Below are 15122 nucleotides of genomic sequence, written 5' to 3'. Positions count from 1 at the left end.
ATGCCTGCCCGCCCTCGCGGGCCTACTCCGTGTCGGCCGCCGCGGTCTTCCCGGCGGCCGTCTTCTTGGCCGCGGCCTTCTTGGTGGTGGTCTTCTTCGCCGCCGTCTTCTTGGCCGCCGTCTTCTTCGCGGCCGTCTTCTTGGCCGCGGCCTTCTTGGCGGTCTTCTTCGCCGGCCCCTTGGCGCGCTTCTCCGCCAGCAGCTCGTACGCGCGCTCCGGCGTGATCGTCTCCACATCGTCGTCGCGGCGCAGTGTGGCGTTGGTCTCGCCGTCGGTGACGTACGGGCCGAAGCGGCCGTCCTTGACCACCACCGGGCGCTCGCTGGACGGGTCGGTGCCCAGCTCCTTCAGCGGCGGCTTGGCCGCGGCCCGGCCGCGCTGCTTGGGCTGGGCGTAGATCGCCAGCGCCTCGTCCAGGGTGATGGTGAAGATCTGCTCCTCGCTCTGGAGCGAGCGGGAGTCGGTCCCCTTCTTCAGGTACGGCCCGTAGCGGCCGTTCTGCGCGGTGATCTCCTGGCCGCTGTCGGGGTCGGTGCCGACCACGCGCGGCAGGGAGAGCAGCTTCAGGGCGTCGTCGAGGGTGACGGTGTCCAGGGACATCGACTTCAGCAGCGAGGCCGTGCGCGGCTTGACGGCGTTCTTGCCGGTCTTCGGGGTGCCCTCGGGCAGCACCTCGGTGACGTACGGCCCGTAGCGGCCGTCCTTGGCCACGATGGGGCGGCCCGTCTCCGGGTCGGTGCCCAGCTCGAACTCGCCGCTGGGCTTGGCCAGCAGCTCCCGGGCGTACTCCACCGTCAGCTCGTCCGGCGGGAGGTCGGCGGGCACGTCGGCGCGGCGGCCGGTCTCGCCCTCGGCGGCCGGCGGCTCCTCGACGTAGGGGCCGTAGCGGCCCACCCGCAGCACGATGCCCTCCCCCACGGGGAAGGAGGAGACGCCGCGGGCGTCGATCGCGCCGAGGTCGGAGACCAGCTCCTTGAGGCCGCCGAGGTGGTCGCCGTCGCCGTTCCCGGCCGCCGCGGCGGCGGCGCCCTCGGCGCCCGGCTCGTCGGTGCCGAAGTAGAAGCGGCGCAGCCACGGCACGGCCTCGGCCTCGCCGGCGGCGATGCGGTCGAGGTCGTCCTCCATCTTCGCGGTGAAGTCGTAGTCGACCAGGCGGCCGAAGTGCTTCTCCAGCAGGCCGACGACGGCGAAGGAGAGGAAGGAGGGGACGAGCGCGGTGCCCTTCTTGAAGACGTAGCCGCGGTCGAGGATGGTGCTGATGATCGACGCGTAGGTGGAGGGACGCCCGATCTCGCGCTCCTCCAGCTCCTTGACCAGCGTGGCCTCGGTGTAGCGGGCCGGGGGCTTGGTGGCGTGGCCGTCCGCGGACATCGCGGTGGCGGTCAGCGGGTCGCCCTCCTCGACGCGCGGCAGGCGGCGCTCGCGGTCGTCGAGGTCGGCGCCGGGGTCGTCGGCGCCCTCGACGTAGGCCTTGAGGAAGCCGTGGAAGGTGATGACCTTGCCGGAGGCGCTGAACTCGGCGTCCCGGCCGTCCCTGCCGCGGCCGCCGACCCTGACCGTGACGGACTGCCCGGTGGCGTCCTTCATCTGGGAGGCGACCGTACGCTTCCAGATCAGCTCGTACAGCCTGAACTGGTCGCCGGTCAGGCCCGTCTCGGCGGGGGTGCGGAAGCGGTCGCCGGAGGGGCGGATCGCCTCGTGTGCCTCCTGCGCGTTCTTGACCTTGCTGGCGTAGGTGCGGGGGCGCTCGGGCAGGTAGTCGGCGCCGTAGAGCTGGGTGACCTGGGCGCGGGCGGCGGCGACGGCGGTGTCGGACAGGGTGGTGGAGTCCGTCCGCATGTAGGTGATGAAGCCGTTCTCGTACAGCTTCTGCGCCACCTGCATGGTCACCTTCGCGCCGAAGCCGAGCTTGCGGCTGGCCTCCTGCTGGAGGGTGGTGGTGCGGAAGGGTGCGTACGGCGAGCGGCGGTACGGCTTGGACTCCACCGAACGGACGGCGAAGTCGGCGCCCTCCAGGGCGGCGGCCAGCGCGCGGGCGGCGGCCTCGTCCAGGTGCAGGACGCCCCCCTTGTCACCGGATCCGGAGCCGGATCCGCCCTTGAGCCGGCCGTCGGGGCCGAAGTCGCGGCCCTGGGCGACACGGCGGCCGTCCACGGCGCTCAGCCGGGCGGTGAGGGAGGCCGGGTCGGCGGCGTCGCCGGAGCGGCCGGTGGCGAAGGTGCCGGTCAGGTCCCAGTACTCGGCGGAGCGGAAGGCGATGCGCTCGCGCTCGCGCTCGACGACCAGGCGGGTGGCGACGGACTGCACACGGCCCGCCGACAGGCGCGGCATGACCTTCTTCCACAGCACCGGGGAGACCTCGTAGCCGTAGAGCCGGTCGAGGATACGGCGGGTCTCCTGGGCGTCGACCAGGCGCTGGTTCAGCTCGCGGGTGTTGGAGACGGCGGCCCGGATGGCGTCCTTGGTGATCTCGTTGAAGACCATCCGGCGCACCGGGACCTTGGGCCTGAGCACCTCCTGGAGGTGCCAGGCGATGGCCTCGCCCTCGCGGTCCTCATCGGTGGCCAGGAACAGTTCGTCGGACTCCGCCAGGAGCTGCTTGAGCTTCTTGACCTGATCCCTCTTGTCGCTGTTGACGACGTACAGCGGCTCGAAGTCGTGGTCGACGTTGACGCCGAGCCGGGCCCAGGACTCGCCCTTGTACTTGGCGGGGACCTCGGCGGCTCCGTTCGGCAGGTCGCGGATGTGCCCGACGCTGGCCTCGACCACGTAGCCAGGACCGAGGTAGCCCTTGATCGTCTTGGCCTTGGCCGGCGACTCGACGATCACGAGTCGGCGCCCGCCGTCTGCGGTCTTGCTGGTCGGGGACAACTTCTTCTCGCTCTTCTCCGGTCGGTGGTCCCGCTTCGTCGGGTCGGTCTGCTCTCGGCGTGTTTCACGCTTCCGTGCGGCTGCGCTCTCGCTGCGGAGTGTGACGGTACCTCCCGCCCCCGTGTCAAACGGGAAAAGTCCGCAACGCCACTCGAACGGTAACCCGATGAGATAACCATCTCCCCGTGTTCGCCGGATCCGCCGTCCGGGTCCCGGCGCCGTGCCCGCCGGAGCGCGGCGGTGGGTGGTCGCCCGGGCCCGCGGCCGTCCGGCGGAGCCTTCACCGCTCGGTTACTCGAACGGTAACCCGACGGCCGCCATTCCTGCGCCCCCGCACCGGCTGGCAAGATGTGGCCGTCTGTACGTCCCAGCCACACACCGGGGGAACCTCCCATGTCCGACCCCAGCCAGCAGAACCCGTACGGCCAGCCCCAGCAGCCGCAGAACAACCCCTACGCCCAGCAGCCGGGCCAGCCCGGTCAGCCCGGTCAGCCCGCGTACGGCTATCCGCAGCAGCCGGGCCAGCCCGGGTACGGCTACCCCCAGCAGCCCGGCCAGCCGGAGTACGGCTACCCGCAGCAGACCCCGCCGCCCGCGGCGGGCGGCTACACCGGCGACCCGAACGCCCCGTACGGCTACGACCCCTACGGCCGTCCCTACTCCGACAAGTCCAAGGTCGTGGCGGGCGTCCTCTCGCTCTTCCTGGGCGGCTTCGGCATCGGACGCTTCTACACCGGCCACACCGGCCTGGCCCTCGGCCAGCTGTTCACCTGCGGCGGCTGCGGTATCTGGTCGCTGATCGACGGAATCATGCTGCTCACCCAGGACAGCCCCACCGACGCACAGGGCCGCGTGCTGCGGAGCTGACCGCGATGACCAAGGTGACCGGGAGGACGGAAACGGAAACGGGAGCGGAAGGGGCCGGGGAGGCGGGCGGGAGCCGGGGTACCGGAGTGCTCGCCCGGGCCGCGCGCACCCTGCGCACCCATCCCGCCGCGCCGCCGCTGGGCTCGCTCGCGGCCGGACTGGCCGGTGCGGCCTACCTGTGGGGGACCAACCCGCACCAGGCCGGGCAGTGGCTGCCGCGCTGCCCGCTCAACGCGGTGACCGGACTGCTGTGCCCGGCGTGCGGCGGCACCCGCATGACGTACGACCTGATGCACGGGGACGTCGTCGCCGCCTTCCACGACAACGCCCTGCTGCTGACCCTCGGTATCCCGGCCGCCGCGTACTTCGGCGGGCGCTGGCTGGTGGAGGGGCTGCGCGGGCGCCGCTACCGGCCGAAGCTGGGGAAGGTCGGCACGACTGTGGTGCTGGGGACGGCCGTGGTGTGGGCGGTGGTGCGCAATCTGGTCGGCTGAGCTCCGGCCGGCGGTCCCCGCCCGTCGCCCGCGGGGCTCGGATGCCGGACGTTTTCGCAGGTAGGTGACGTGCCATCGGATCACTGTTCGATCACGACCGCGGGTTCGCCGCAACCCTCGCCGGACCTCGGTGGTCTGGGATTCCGCCACGGCACGTCTGGTGCATGACATCAGCGGCCGTGGCGTGTCCCCGTCTGAAGCACGAAGGAGCCACCCATGGCGTTCTCCGGCACCGCGCCCAACGGCCAGCCGTACTCCGACAAGTCCAAGATCACCGCTGGTCTGCTGCAGATCTTCCTGGGTGGCCTGGGCATCGGCCGTTTCTACACCGGCCACACCGGCATGGCGATCGCCCAGCTGCTGACCTGCGGCGGTCTGGGCTTCTGGTCGCTGATCGACGGAATCCTCTTCCTCACCAGCAACGACCGCACCGACAAGCAGGGCCGCGTCCTGCGCGGCTGACGGCCGGCCGGTGACCGGGCGCCGTCAGGGCGCACGCGACCCGGCGGCCCGTGCCTCCCGTCGTCGGGAGGCACGGGCCGCTCCCGTTACGCGGGGCCCGGGCTTCGGAGCCGGACGGCTCACAGGCGTGTGAACGCCCAGAACCCGGCGGCCAGGAAGGCCGCGCCGAACACCGAGGCGAGCACGGCCGCGGTGGCCTGCTCGGCCCCCTCGGCCACCGGCCGGCGCAGCCGTACGCGCACCGAGGTCCACAGCAGCAGTCCGGCGCCGAACAGGGTGAAGGCCGCTCCGGCGAAGACGGCGGGTCCGCTTTCCATGCGGAGCACGGTGGCACCCGCGGGGATCGCGACGGGGAACGCCGGGTGAACGCCGTTCGGACAGCCGGGCGAGCTCTGGCCAAACGTACGGCCCGCCCGCCCCGGCCCCTACTCCCCTCCCGCGGGCAGCAGGAAGCCCTGCTCGACCAGGAGGCGGATGGACTCCGGGGTCCGGTCGCGCAGTCCCACCGGGTCCTCGCCGAGAAGCTGGGCGATGGCGTCGACGATGCGGCCGGCCGGAAGCGATCCGTCGCACACGCCGGCGAAGCCCGCCCCGACCGTGTCCACCCTCGTCGCGCGCCGCATACCGCGGTTCTGACGGAGCACCACGTACTCGGGGTCGTCCGCGCCGGGCCTGCCGATCTGCTCCTGGGCGACCTCGTCGGCCAGTACGAAGCGCGTGGCGAGCAGGGCCGCGTCGTCCGCGGCGCGCAGGAAGTCCCGGCGCTCGAAGTGGGCGCGCACCTCCTCGCCGAGCGGCTGCTCCACCGGGTGCGGCCACTCCTCGACGGTGACCGACGGGCTCCGGGCGCCCGACTTGCGCAGGGTGATCCAGCCGAAGCCGACACCGGTGGTGCCCCCGGCCTCGAACTCCTCCAGCCAGGCGTCGTAGTGCGCGGCGTAGGCGGCCGGGTCGCCCAGGTGTTCGCCGGCGTCGCGCAGCCACAGTTCGGCGTACTGGGCGGTGTCCTGCACCTCACGCTGCACGATCCAGGCGTCGCAGCCCTCGGGCACCCAGGAGGCCAGCCGCTCCCTCCAGTCACGGCCCTCGATGTGCCGCCAGTTGGCGAGCAGCTGGCAGTAGCCGCCGTCGGCGAGGTGGGCGGCGGAGCGCTCGACGAGGGTGCGGCACAGGTCGTCGCCGCCCATGCCGCCGTCGCGGTAGGTCAGGCGGGTGCCGTCCGCCGTGCGGGGGGAGATGACGAAGGGCGGGTTGGAGACGATCAGGTCGTAGGGCGCCTCGCCCTCGACCGGCTCGAAGAGGGAGCCCTCGCGCAGATCGGCCTCGGGCGCTCCGGAGAGGGCGAGGGTGAGCCGGGTCAGGCGCAGGGCACGGGGGTTGAGGTCGGTGGCGGTGACGGAGCCGGCGTGCCCGGAGGCGTGCAGTGCCTGGACGCCGGAGCCGGTGCCCAGGTCCAGGGCGCGGGCCACTGGGGTGCGCACGGTGATGCCCGCCAGGGTCGTCGAGGCGCCGCCGACACCGAGGACGAGCCGCGATCGGCCGGCCGTGCCCGCAGCCGCGCCCGTACCGGCGCCCTCGGCCGTACGGATGCCGCCGGCGCCGCCGACAGCGCAGCCGAGGTCGGAGACGATCCACCAGTTCAGCCCCTCCGGCCCGGCGTACGGGCGGACGTCCACGGTGGCGGAGACGGCGTCGCCGCCCGCGTCCGTGTCCGCTCCGGCGTGGCGGCGCAGCCAGCCGTCGGTGAGCGCCTCGTCGGCCGGGAGCGCCGAGCGGGCCCGCTCGTAGGGCACCGGATGCTGGAGCAGGAACAGCCGCACCAGCGTCTCCAGCCGATCGCCGCCGCGCGTGGCGCGCAGCGCGGGGACGGTCTCGTTGCGGGCCAGGGCCGCGTAGGCGGGGGCGCCGAGCAGTTCCAGCAGCCCGTCGGGGGTGAAGCCGGCGGCGAGGAAGGCGTCGCGCAGCCGGGGGAGGGCGGGTCCGGGGGTGGGGAGGCGGTCACTCACCTCCCCATTGTCACGCGGAGCGCCCCGGCGTACCCAGGCCCCCGCGCGCGTCCTGCTCCCGGGGCACTTCCGGGCTGCTTCCGGACCGTCTCCGGGCCGCTTCCGGCATGCCGGGCTACCCGGCCTACCGGGCCTCCCCCGTCCCTCTGCCTTCCGCCACCGTCTTCCGCTAAGCCGCCGAGGCGGACGGCGCCGGCGACGGCCTCCGGCAGCCGTTCTGACCCGCTATCGCCTCCTGGAGATCGCCCTGCCGGAACTCGCCCAGCGCCTTCTCCACCTCGCCGAACTGCTTGGGAAGCTTGTCCATCTCCCCGGCGATGTCCTGCAGCCCGTCGGCGAACTCCGACTGGTCCTTCTCGTTCAGTGCCTCGGCCCGCTCACGGAGGTCCGCGTACGTGGCCGAAAGCGCGTCGAGCCGCTTGATCGCGTTCTTCTGAATCCGGGAGCCGTCCTCCAGCGGCGGAACACCCGCCTTGCGCACGGCGGTGGACAGGGCCTTGTAGGCGGTGGAGAGATCACCGAAGGCCTCCGCGTCGGTCTCCTTGATCTCCTCGGGGGTCTTGTCCCCCTCGGTGATCCGTGCGAGTGCCCGGTTGGCGCCGTCGATGGTCTTGTTCTGCTTCTGCAGCGAGCCGCAGTACTCCTGGGCCCACCGCTCGGCCTCCTCGTTGCCCTCGTCGCCGCACCCGCTCAGGGCGAGCACGAGCACCGCGGTACCGGACAGCGCGGCAGCAAGCTTCTTGTTCACTCCGGATCGATCCCTTCGTGGGTGTTCGGCCCGGAACATACACGCAGGAGGTTCACCGGCCGTGGACCGGTGGGGTGAATAGTTCACATTAAAGGTTTGGATACCCATTTGTGTTGAGCGCATCTCACATGGTCCGCCCCCGGCACATGGCGGTGGGCGGCGCCCTGGAGCGCCGCCCACCGCCCACCACCATGTGCCGGGGGCTTCCCCTGCGAAGCCCCCGGCCGGCCCCGCTACGGCCCCGCTAGGGCGCTGCTAGGGCGCTGCCACCGGGGCCCCGGGCTCGGAGGGACCTGACGACCCCGACGGGCCCTGCGCGCCCGGGGAGCCGGAGGGGCCCGGCGCTCCGGAAGTACGTCCGGCGGTACCGCCGACGTCCTTCCCGCCGCCTTCACCCTCCTCGCCGCCTTCGCCGCCGACCGCGATACCGCGCCGCTTGGAGACGTAGACCGCCCCGATGATGACGCCGAGGGCGAGGACCGCGATGGCGGCCCGCGCTCCGGGACTGGCGTCGTCGCCGTAGCTGAGCTGCACCACGGCGGGCGCGATCAGCAGTGCCACCAGGTTCATCACCTTCAGCAGCGGGTTGATCGCTGGCCCCGCGGTGTCCTTGAACGGGTCGCCGACCGTGTCGCCGATGACCGTCGCGGCGTGCGCCTCGCTGCCCTTGCCGCCGTGGTGGCCGTCCTCTACCAGCTTCTTGGCGTTGTCCCAGGCCCCGCCGGAGTTGGCGAGGAAGACCGCCATCAGCGTGCCCGCGCCGATGGCGCCGGCGAGGAACGAGCCGAGCGCGCCGACGCCGAGCGTGAAGCCGACGGCTATGGGCGCCATGACGGCCAGCAGGCCGGGTGTGGCCAGCTCGCGCAGCGCGTCCTTGGTGCAGATGTCCACCACCCGGCCGTACTCGGGCTTCTCGCTGTAGTCCATGATCCCGGGCCGCTCGCGGAACTGGCGCCGCACCTCGAAGACCACCGAGCCCGCCGACCGGGAGACGGCGTTGATCGCCAGCCCGGAGAAGAGGAAGACGACGGAGGCCCCGAGGACCAGGCCGACCAGGTTGTTCGGCTGCGAGATGTCCAGGCTCAGACCCAGCTCCCCGGCCCGGGCGCCCACGTCCGACACCGCGCCGGCGATCGCGTCGCGGTAGGAGCCGAAGAGGGCCGCGGCCGCCAGCACCGCGGTGGCGATGGCGATGCCCTTGGTGATGGCCTTGGTGGTGTTGCCCACCGCGTCGAGGTCGGTGAGCACCTGAGCGCCCGCGCCCTCGACGTCGCCGGACATCTCGGCGATGCCCTGGGCGTTGTCGGAGACCGGGCCGAAGGTGTCCATCGCGACGATGACGCCGACGGTGGTGAGCAGGCCGGTGCCCGCCAGGGCGACGGCGAACAGCGCCAGCATGATGGAGGCGCCGCCCAGCAGGAAGGCGCCGTAGACGCTGAGCGCGATCAGCAGCGCCGTGTAGACGGCGGACTCCAGGCCGATGGAGATACCGGAGAGGATCACGGTGGCGGGACCGGTCAGCGAGGTCTTGCCGATGTCGCGCACGGGTCGGCGGCTCGGTTCGGTGAAGTAGCCGGTGAGCTGCTGGATCAGCGCGGCGAGCACGATGCCGATGGCGACCGAGACCAGGGCGAAGACGCGCGGGTCTCCGTCGTGGCCGGCGATGGCGGTGTCGGTGACACCCTCCAGCTCGCCGAAGCTGCCCGGCAGGTAGGCGAACGCCGCGACGGCCACCAGGACCAGGGAGATCACCGCGGAGATGAAGAAGCCGCGGTTGATGGCGGTCATGCCGCTGCGGTCGGCGCGGCGCGGCGCGACCGCGAAGACGCCGATCATGGCGGTGAGGACGCCGATCGCCGGGACGAGCAGGGGGAAGGCCAGCCCGTAGTCGCCGAAGGCGACCGTGCCCAGGATGAGCGCGGCCACCAGGGTGACGGCGTAGGACTCGAAGAGGTCGGCGGCCATGCCCGCGCAGTCGCCGACGTTGTCGCCGACGTTGTCCGCGATGGTGGCGGCGTTGCGCGGGTCGTCCTCGGGGATGCCCTGCTCGACCTTGCCGACGAGGTCCGCGCCCACGTCGGCGGCCTTGGTGAAGATGCCGCCGCCCACCCGCATGAACATCGCGATCAGGGCGGCTCCCAGACCGAAGCCCTCCAGCACCTTGGGCGCGTCGGCGGCGTAGACGAGCACCACGACGGCGGCCCCGAGCAGACCGAGGCCGACGGTGAACATGCCGACGACCCCGCCCGTACGGAAGGCGATCTTCATCGCCCGGTGGGATACCTCGGTCAGGTCCTTCGCGGGTTCTCCCTCAGCGGGGGTCGCCTCCCGGGCTGCGGCCGCGACCCGTACGTTGCTGCGTACGGCCAGCCACATGCCGATATAGCCGGTGGCCGCCGAGAAAGCGGCGCCGACCAGGAAGAACGCCGAGCGTCCGATTCGCTGGCCCATACCGTCGGCCGGGAGCAACATCAACAGGAAGAAGACCACGACGGCGAATATGCCGAGGGTGCGCAACTGCCGTGCGAGGTAGGCGTTCGCGCCTTCCTGTACGGCGGATGCGATCTTCTTCATGCTTTCGGTGCCCTCGCCTGCGGCGAGCACTTGACGTACCAGTACCACGGCGACCGCCAGGGCCGCCGCGGCGACGAGCGCGATCACCAGCACCAGGCCGCGATTGCCGCTGGTGAGCACGGCGTCGGCCAGTTGTAGCCGGTTCTGGAAAGGGGTGTGGTGCCCCGCCATTCGTCCTCCTTGACGTTTGGCACATGGGCGCGCGCAAGCACGCTCAGGCGTCCTGCTGCAAAGATGTGGACGGATTGTAGGGAGCTGCTTCGGCTCACAACAGAGTGCGGTATTTCCTGCCGGTCCGCACCCGCAAAGATCGAATAGCGGGCACCGGAGATAATTCCCCTGAACGGCCGGGATATTCCTCTCCGGTGGCGCGGAAGAAAAGATCTCGGAATACCCGGAGATCACCCGGACGGACCTCGGATACGGATATACGCAGGTCGGCCGCGGCGGAGCGGGAACAGCCGGGAGCGGGGCGGTCCATGGCCGGACCCGGAGCAAGCCGGACGTGGAGTGGGCCGGGGCGAGACGGGCGGAGTGGTCCGGACGGGGCCGGACATGAGCCGGACATGGGACAGGCGCCCCGGGAAGGGGCGCCTGGGTCGGCCCGGGAGGGCCGGGGAGACGTGGAGCCGGCAGTCTCACGCGGGCGGACCCGCGCGGGAAGGTCAGTCGAGCGGCTCGGGGTTGGTCGGCCAGCTCATGCGGATCAGGCCGCCGCGCTCGTCGGCGGTCACCTCGACGTCGTCCACCAGCCCGCTGATCACCGCGAGCCCCATGTCTACCTCGTCGTCGCCCTCGGCGCCGTCCCCGCTCCCGGGGGAGGCGTGCGCCCCGCCCAGCGCCGCCTGGGGAACATCGTCACCCACCTCGATGCGGAAGACCTTCTCGTCCTCGGTCAGCGCCACCCGGACGGGTGTACCGAGTCCGTGGCCGACATGGAGGCCGACCGCTCTGCTGCACGCCTCGCCCACCGCGAGCCGTACCTCGTCCAGTACGGCGTCGTCGACACCGGCCCGGCGCGCGACGGCGGCCGCCACCAGACGCGCCGTCCTCACATGCTCGGGCAGCGCACTGAAGCGCAGTTCGACGGTGGCCATGCCATCCCCCTCGGTAATGCCTGCGGTCACCCGGTGACCTGGTGCCTGACGGCCGTTCAGGGGCGCCGGACCGGTCAGGTGCCGGTCCGGCGCCCCTGAGCGCCTTGCGCGAGCTCGTTCGGCCCGACTCTCAGTCGGTGGCCGCCACGGCCTCGTCGACCGAGGTGTGGATGGGGAACACCTTGGTCAGGCCGGTGATACGGAAGATCTTGAGAATGCGCTCCTGGTTGCAGACCAGGCGCAGAGATCCCTCGTGGGCGCGTACGCGCTTGAGTCCGCCGACGAGCACACCGAGGCCGGTGGAGTCGAGGAAGTCAACGCCCTCCATGTCCACGACCAGGTGGTAGCTGCCGTCGTTCACCAGCTCGACCAGCTGCTCGCGCAGCTTGGGCGCGGTGTATACATCGATCTCGCCACCCACCGAGACGATCGTGCGATCGCCGACGGTACGGGTCGACAGGGACAGGTCCACAGATCCTCCAGCACCTTGCTATCGAGCGGTCCGCCCCCTTGGCGCCTCCACACCGGAAGGTGAGGACGGGCCATCCCCACCGGACGTGGGGAGGTCGTCTCCCCGCCGAAGGTAGAGGACGGATCGGCAGCCGCAGAAGCATTCAATCACTTACCCGGGGGCCTGCACGACGCCTTGCGACCATTGTCCGTCGCGCCGGTGACACACTCGATTCCGATGGCCACCGACCACCGTGCGACGTCCGCAGGCACACGCCCCCCGTCCCCGTCTCCCCGAACGGTCCTCGAAAGCCTTGCCGCGGGGGCGGACCGGGCCGTGCGCATCACCCATGTGGAGCACCTGCCCCCGCGGAACGGTCGTCATGCGGACTGGCCTGCTCAGATTCGGCCGGAAGTGGTCGATGCGATCCGCGCCGCGGGCATCGACCATCCGTGGGAGCACCAGGCCCGTGCCGCCGAGCACGCGCTGCGGGGGGAATCCGTTGTGGTCGCCACCGGCACGGCGTCGGGCAAGTCGCTGGCCTACCTGGCCCCGGTGCTCAGCGTGCTGCTGGAGGGCGCGCAGGCCCCGAACGGGCGCGGCGCCACCACCCTCTACCTCGCTCCGACCAAGGCACTGGCCTCCGACCAGCGGCGGGCCGTGAGCGAGCTGGCCGCACCGCTGGGCAGCGCCGTCCGCCCCGCGGTCTACGACGGGGACACCCCCGCCGAGGAGCGCGATTGGGTGCGCCGGTACGCCAACCACGTGCTCACCAACCCCGACATGCTGCACCGCGGGATACTCCCCGCCCACCCCCGATGGGCCTCCTTCCTGCGCGCTCTGCGCTATGTGGTCGTCGACGAGTGCCACACCTACCGCGGCGTGTTCGGCTCCCATGTCGCCCAGGTCCTGCGCCGACTGCGGCGCGTGTGCGCCCGCCACGGCTCCGAGCCGGTCTTCCTGCTGGCCTCCGCGACCGCCGCCGAGCCGGGTGAGGCGGCCGCCCGCCTCACCGGCCTGCCCGTCACCGAGATCACCCAGGACGCCTCCCCGCGCGGCGAGGTGGTCTTCGCCCTCTGGGAGCCCCCGCTGACGGAGATGCACGGCGAGCGCGGCGCCCCCGTGCGGCGGACCGCCACCGCCGAGGCCGCCGACCTCCTGACCGACCTCGCCGTCCAGGGCGTGCGGACCGTCGCCTTCGTACGCTCCCGGCGCGGCGCCGAGCTGATCTCGGTGATCGCCCGGGAGCGGCTGTCGGAGGTGGACCGCGCCCTGGCGGGGCGGGTCGCCGCCTACCGGGGCGGCTACCTGCCGGAGGAACGCCGCGCCCTGGAGCGCTCCCTGCACTCCGGTGAACTTCTCGGTCTGGCCGCCACCACCGCGCTCGAACTCGGCATCGACGTGTCCGGCCTCGACGCCGTGATCCTGGCCGGCTACCCCGGCACCCGTGCCTCCCTGTGGCAGCAGGCCGGACGCGCCGGACGGGCGGGCCAGGGCGCCCTGGCCGTCCTCGTCGCCCGGGACGACCCGCTGGACACCTACCTCGTCCACCACCCGGACGCGATCTTCCGCCGCCCCGTGGAGTCCACCGTCCTGGATCCGGACAACCCATATGTCCTCACCCCCCATCTGTGCGCCGCGGCGGCGGAGATACCGCTCACCGAGGCGGACTTCGAGTTGTTCGGGCCGTCCGTGCCCGAGCTGATGCCGCTCCTGGAGCGGCGCGGACTGCTGCGCCGACGGGGGACCGGCTGGTACTGGACCCGCCGCGAGCGGGCCGCCGACCTCACCGACATCCGCGGCCAGGGCGGCCGGCCCGTCCAGGTGGTGGAGGAAGGCACCGGGCGGCTGCTGGGCACTGTCGACGCCGCGGCGGCCCACACCACCGTCCACGACGGCGCGGTCCACCTCCACCAGGGCCGCACCTATGTGGTCCGCCGCCTCGACCTGGAGGACTCGGTCGCCCTGGTGGAGGAAGCGAGCCCGCCCTGGACGACGATGGCCAGGGACACCACCTCGGTCTCCGTGCTGGAGACCGAGACCGAGATCCCGTGGGGCCGGGCACGACTGTGCTTCGGCTCCGTCGAGGTCACCAACCAGGTCGTCTCCTATCTGCGCCGCAGGCTCGTCACCGGCGAGGTGCTCGGCGAGTCCAAGCTGGACCTGCCGCCGCGCACCCTGCGCACCCGCGCGGTGTGGTGGACGGTCACCGAGGACCAGCTCGACGACGCCCGGATCGGCCCCGAGGTGCTGCCCGGCGCCCTGCACGCCGCCGAGCACGCCTCCATCGGCATGCTGCCGCTCTTCGCCACCTGCGACCGCTGGGACATCGGCGGCGTCTCGGTGCCGCTGCACCCCGACACCCTGCTGCCGACGGTCTTCGTCTACGACGGGCACCCCGGCGGCGCCGGCTTCGCCGAACGCGCCTTCCACACCGCCCGCGACTGGCTGACCGCGACCCGCCGGGCCATCGCCGCCTGCGAGTGCGACAGCGGCTGCCCGTCGTGCATCCAGTCACCCAAGTGCGGCAACGGCAACGACCCCCTGCACAAGCGGGGCGCGGTACGGCTCCTCACGGAGTTGCTGCGGCAGGCCCCGCCCGAGCCCTCACCCCGGCCGAGTACGGACCCGCCCGCACCCGCACCGTGAGGTCGGCGATCTCGTCCCGCACGCGGCAGCGCACCACCTTCGCCCGCTGCGCGGCGGCCACCCGCCGCGCGGCGTCGCATGCCTCCCGCGCGCCCCGGAGAGCGTGGTCGGCCGCCGCGAGCGCCGCCGCGTCCGCCGCCGCGCCCGCGCGATGGCGCGTGACGACGGCCTGTCCCAGTGCCAGTACGCCCACCGCCACCGTGCAAAGCATCAGTCCGCACAGCGCGGCCCATACCGTGGCCGACCCCCGCTCGCCGGAGCGGACACCACCGCCAGGCGGCCGGCGATCACCCCGGTTCCGCATACGCCACCGCCTCGGCCTCCAGTTCCACACCCAGCGGGCCGGGGCCGGCCGCCCTCGCCGTGACCCGTACCCGCACCAGCTCGCCCTCCCGGGACGTCCGCAGCCCCGCTCCCCGCGGGGCGACCTCCCGTACGGCCCGGTGGATCCTCTCGGGCGGCTCGCCCCTCGCCGCCGCCCGCGCTCCCGCACCCGCCGCGTCCACACAGCGGACCTGTGCGACCACCGCCGCACCGCCCCACAGCAGCAGCCCGAGCAGCGCGACCAGGGAGGGCACCACCACGGCGGTCTCCGCCGTGACATAGCCCCGGTCCCGCCCCTCAGAAGCCCGCATCGAGCGCCCTCTCGATCAGCTGCCGCATCGCCGTGGAGACCGGGCCGCTGGTGACGATCTTGTAGAGCACCGCCGCGAAACCCGCGGCGGCGATCGTGCCCACCGCGTACTCCGCCGTGCTCATCCCCGCCTGTGCGTTCCGGCCCCGGGCGCCGCGCGCCCTCCGGCCGATCCACGCCGCCATCCGCGTCTGCCCGCTCCTTCCCCGAAACGCCTGTGCCCGTACCGCCTGTGCCCGTACCGCTCGTGCCCGCACCGCTCGTCCTT

Annotated in this window: 13 protein-coding genes and 1 pseudogene; 4 read left to right on the top strand and 10 right to left on the bottom strand. The window is 72.5% G+C overall.

Features of this window, described 5'->3' with window-relative positions:
* Nucleotides 1–22: 22 nt before the first annotated feature.
* Nucleotides 23–2872, bottom strand: coding sequence for a type I DNA topoisomerase (topA, locus tag ACW69E_RS03545; RefSeq protein ID WP_457496671.1), 2850 nt, complete (start codon nt 2870–2872; stop codon nt 23–25).
* A gap of 393 nt (nt 2873–3265) precedes the next feature.
* On the opposite strand from topA, the gene ACW69E_RS03540 reads away from it, so the two are divergent.
* The 3 genes from ACW69E_RS03540 (at nt 3266) to ACW69E_RS03530 (ending at nt 4695) form a co-directional block, all read left to right on the top strand.
* On the top strand, nt 3266–3739 hold the full coding sequence (locus tag ACW69E_RS03540) for a TM2 domain-containing protein (protein WP_237881243.1): 474 nt from the start codon (nt 3266–3268) through the stop codon (nt 3737–3739).
* 5 nt (nt 3740–3744) lie between these two features.
* Nucleotides 3745–4233: a DUF2752 domain-containing protein gene (locus ACW69E_RS03535; RefSeq protein WP_457496670.1), complete on the top strand. Its 489-nt coding sequence runs from the start codon at nt 3745–3747 to the stop codon at nt 4231–4233.
* 216 nt (nt 4234–4449) lie between these two features.
* Complete coding sequence (locus tag ACW69E_RS03530; protein ID WP_457496669.1) at nt 4450–4695, top strand: TM2 domain-containing protein; 246 nt, start codon at nt 4450–4452, stop codon at nt 4693–4695.
* 119 nt (nt 4696–4814) lie between these two features.
* On the opposite strand, the gene ACW69E_RS03525 is transcribed toward ACW69E_RS03530, so the two are convergent.
* The 6 genes and pseudogenes from ACW69E_RS03525 to bldG form a co-directional block, all read right to left on the bottom strand.
* Nucleotides 4815–5012: a hypothetical protein gene (locus ACW69E_RS03525; protein WP_457496668.1), complete on the bottom strand. Its 198-nt coding sequence runs from the start codon at nt 5010–5012 to the stop codon at nt 4815–4817.
* Between the two features lie 108 nt (nt 5013–5120).
* The gene (locus tag ACW69E_RS03520; RefSeq protein WP_457496667.1) at nt 5121–6701 is read right to left on the bottom strand and encodes a DUF7059 domain-containing protein; all 1581 of its coding nucleotides are present in this window, start codon (nt 6699–6701) and stop codon (nt 5121–5123) included.
* Nucleotides 6702–6870: 169 nt separating this feature from the next.
* On the bottom strand, nt 6871–7449 hold the full coding sequence (locus ACW69E_RS03515) for a small secreted protein (RefSeq protein ID WP_457496666.1): 579 nt from the start codon (nt 7447–7449) through the stop codon (nt 6871–6873).
* Nucleotides 7450–7859: 410 nt separating this feature from the next.
* Nucleotides 7860–10194: pseudogene (locus tag ACW69E_RS03510) on the bottom strand (sodium-translocating pyrophosphatase); the annotation flags it as partial.
* Between the two features lie 494 nt (nt 10195–10688).
* Complete coding sequence (locus tag ACW69E_RS03505; protein WP_457496665.1) at nt 10689–11120, bottom strand: ATP-binding protein; 432 nt, start codon at nt 11118–11120, stop codon at nt 10689–10691.
* Between the two features lie 130 nt (nt 11121–11250).
* Nucleotides 11251–11592 carry an anti-sigma factor antagonist BldG gene (gene bldG / locus ACW69E_RS03500; RefSeq protein WP_093657489.1) on the bottom strand — a complete coding sequence of 114 codons (342 nt, stop codon included), beginning with the start codon at nt 11590–11592 and terminating at the stop codon, nt 11251–11253.
* Between the two features lie 162 nt (nt 11593–11754).
* On the opposite strand from bldG, the gene ACW69E_RS03495 reads away from it, so the two are divergent.
* The gene (locus tag ACW69E_RS03495) at nt 11755–14220 is read left to right on the top strand and encodes a DEAD/DEAH box helicase (RefSeq protein WP_457496743.1); all 2466 of its coding nucleotides are present in this window, start codon (nt 11755–11757) and stop codon (nt 14218–14220) included.
* Here the strand turns inward: ACW69E_RS03495 and ACW69E_RS03490 are convergent.
* Genes ACW69E_RS03490 through ACW69E_RS03480 form a run of 3 tightly spaced genes read right to left on the bottom strand, consistent with a single transcriptional unit; the run spans nt 14144 to nt 14979 of the window.
* The gene (locus ACW69E_RS03490) at nt 14144–14524 is read right to left on the bottom strand and encodes an Rv3654c family TadE-like protein (RefSeq protein ID WP_457496664.1); all 381 of its coding nucleotides are present in this window, start codon (nt 14522–14524) and stop codon (nt 14144–14146) included. The genes ACW69E_RS03495 and ACW69E_RS03490 overlap by 77 nt on opposite strands.
* Complete coding sequence (locus tag ACW69E_RS03485; protein WP_457496663.1) at nt 14508–14855, bottom strand: TadE family type IV pilus minor pilin; 348 nt, start codon at nt 14853–14855, stop codon at nt 14508–14510. Before ACW69E_RS03485 ends, ACW69E_RS03490 begins: the two co-directional genes overlap by 17 nt.
* Nucleotides 14842–14979, bottom strand: coding sequence for a DUF4244 domain-containing protein (locus ACW69E_RS03480; protein WP_241713936.1), 138 nt, complete (start codon nt 14977–14979; stop codon nt 14842–14844). The genes ACW69E_RS03485 and ACW69E_RS03480 overlap by 14 nt, the downstream gene beginning before the upstream one ends.
* Between the last annotated feature and the right edge of the window lie 143 nt (nt 14980–15122).

The sequence above is a fragment of the Streptomyces sp. SS8 genome, from assembly GCF_054072955.1.
Note: the sequence above shows the minus strand (reverse complement) of the source record. Positions and strands in the feature narration are given on the sequence as shown.

Bases quoted from the DNA above. Each gene is read 5' to 3' on its own strand.
- ACW69E_RS03530 (WP_457496669.1), top strand. From the start codon at position 4,450: ATGGCGTTCTCCGGCACCGCGCCCAACGGCCAGCCGTACTCCGACAAG.
- ACW69E_RS03485 (WP_457496663.1), bottom strand. From the start codon at position 14,855: ATGCGGGCTTCTGAGGGGCGGGACCGGGGCTATGTCACGGCGGAGACC.
- ACW69E_RS03525 (WP_457496668.1), bottom strand. From the start codon at position 5,012: ATGGAAAGCGGACCCGCCGTCTTCGCCGGAGCGGCCTTCACCCTGTTC.
- ACW69E_RS03490 (WP_457496664.1), bottom strand. From the start codon at position 14,524: ATGCGGAACCGGGGTGATCGCCGGCCGCCTGGCGGTGGTGTCCGCTCC.
- ACW69E_RS03540 (WP_237881243.1), top strand. From the start codon at position 3,266: ATGTCCGACCCCAGCCAGCAGAACCCGTACGGCCAGCCCCAGCAGCCG.
- ACW69E_RS03505 (WP_457496665.1), bottom strand. From the start codon at position 11,120: ATGGCCACCGTCGAACTGCGCTTCAGTGCGCTGCCCGAGCATGTGAGG.
- ACW69E_RS03480 (WP_241713936.1), bottom strand. From the start codon at position 14,979: ATGAGCACGGCGGAGTACGCGGTGGGCACGATCGCCGCCGCGGGTTTC.
- ACW69E_RS03535 (WP_457496670.1), top strand. From the start codon at position 3,745: ATGACCAAGGTGACCGGGAGGACGGAAACGGAAACGGGAGCGGAAGGG.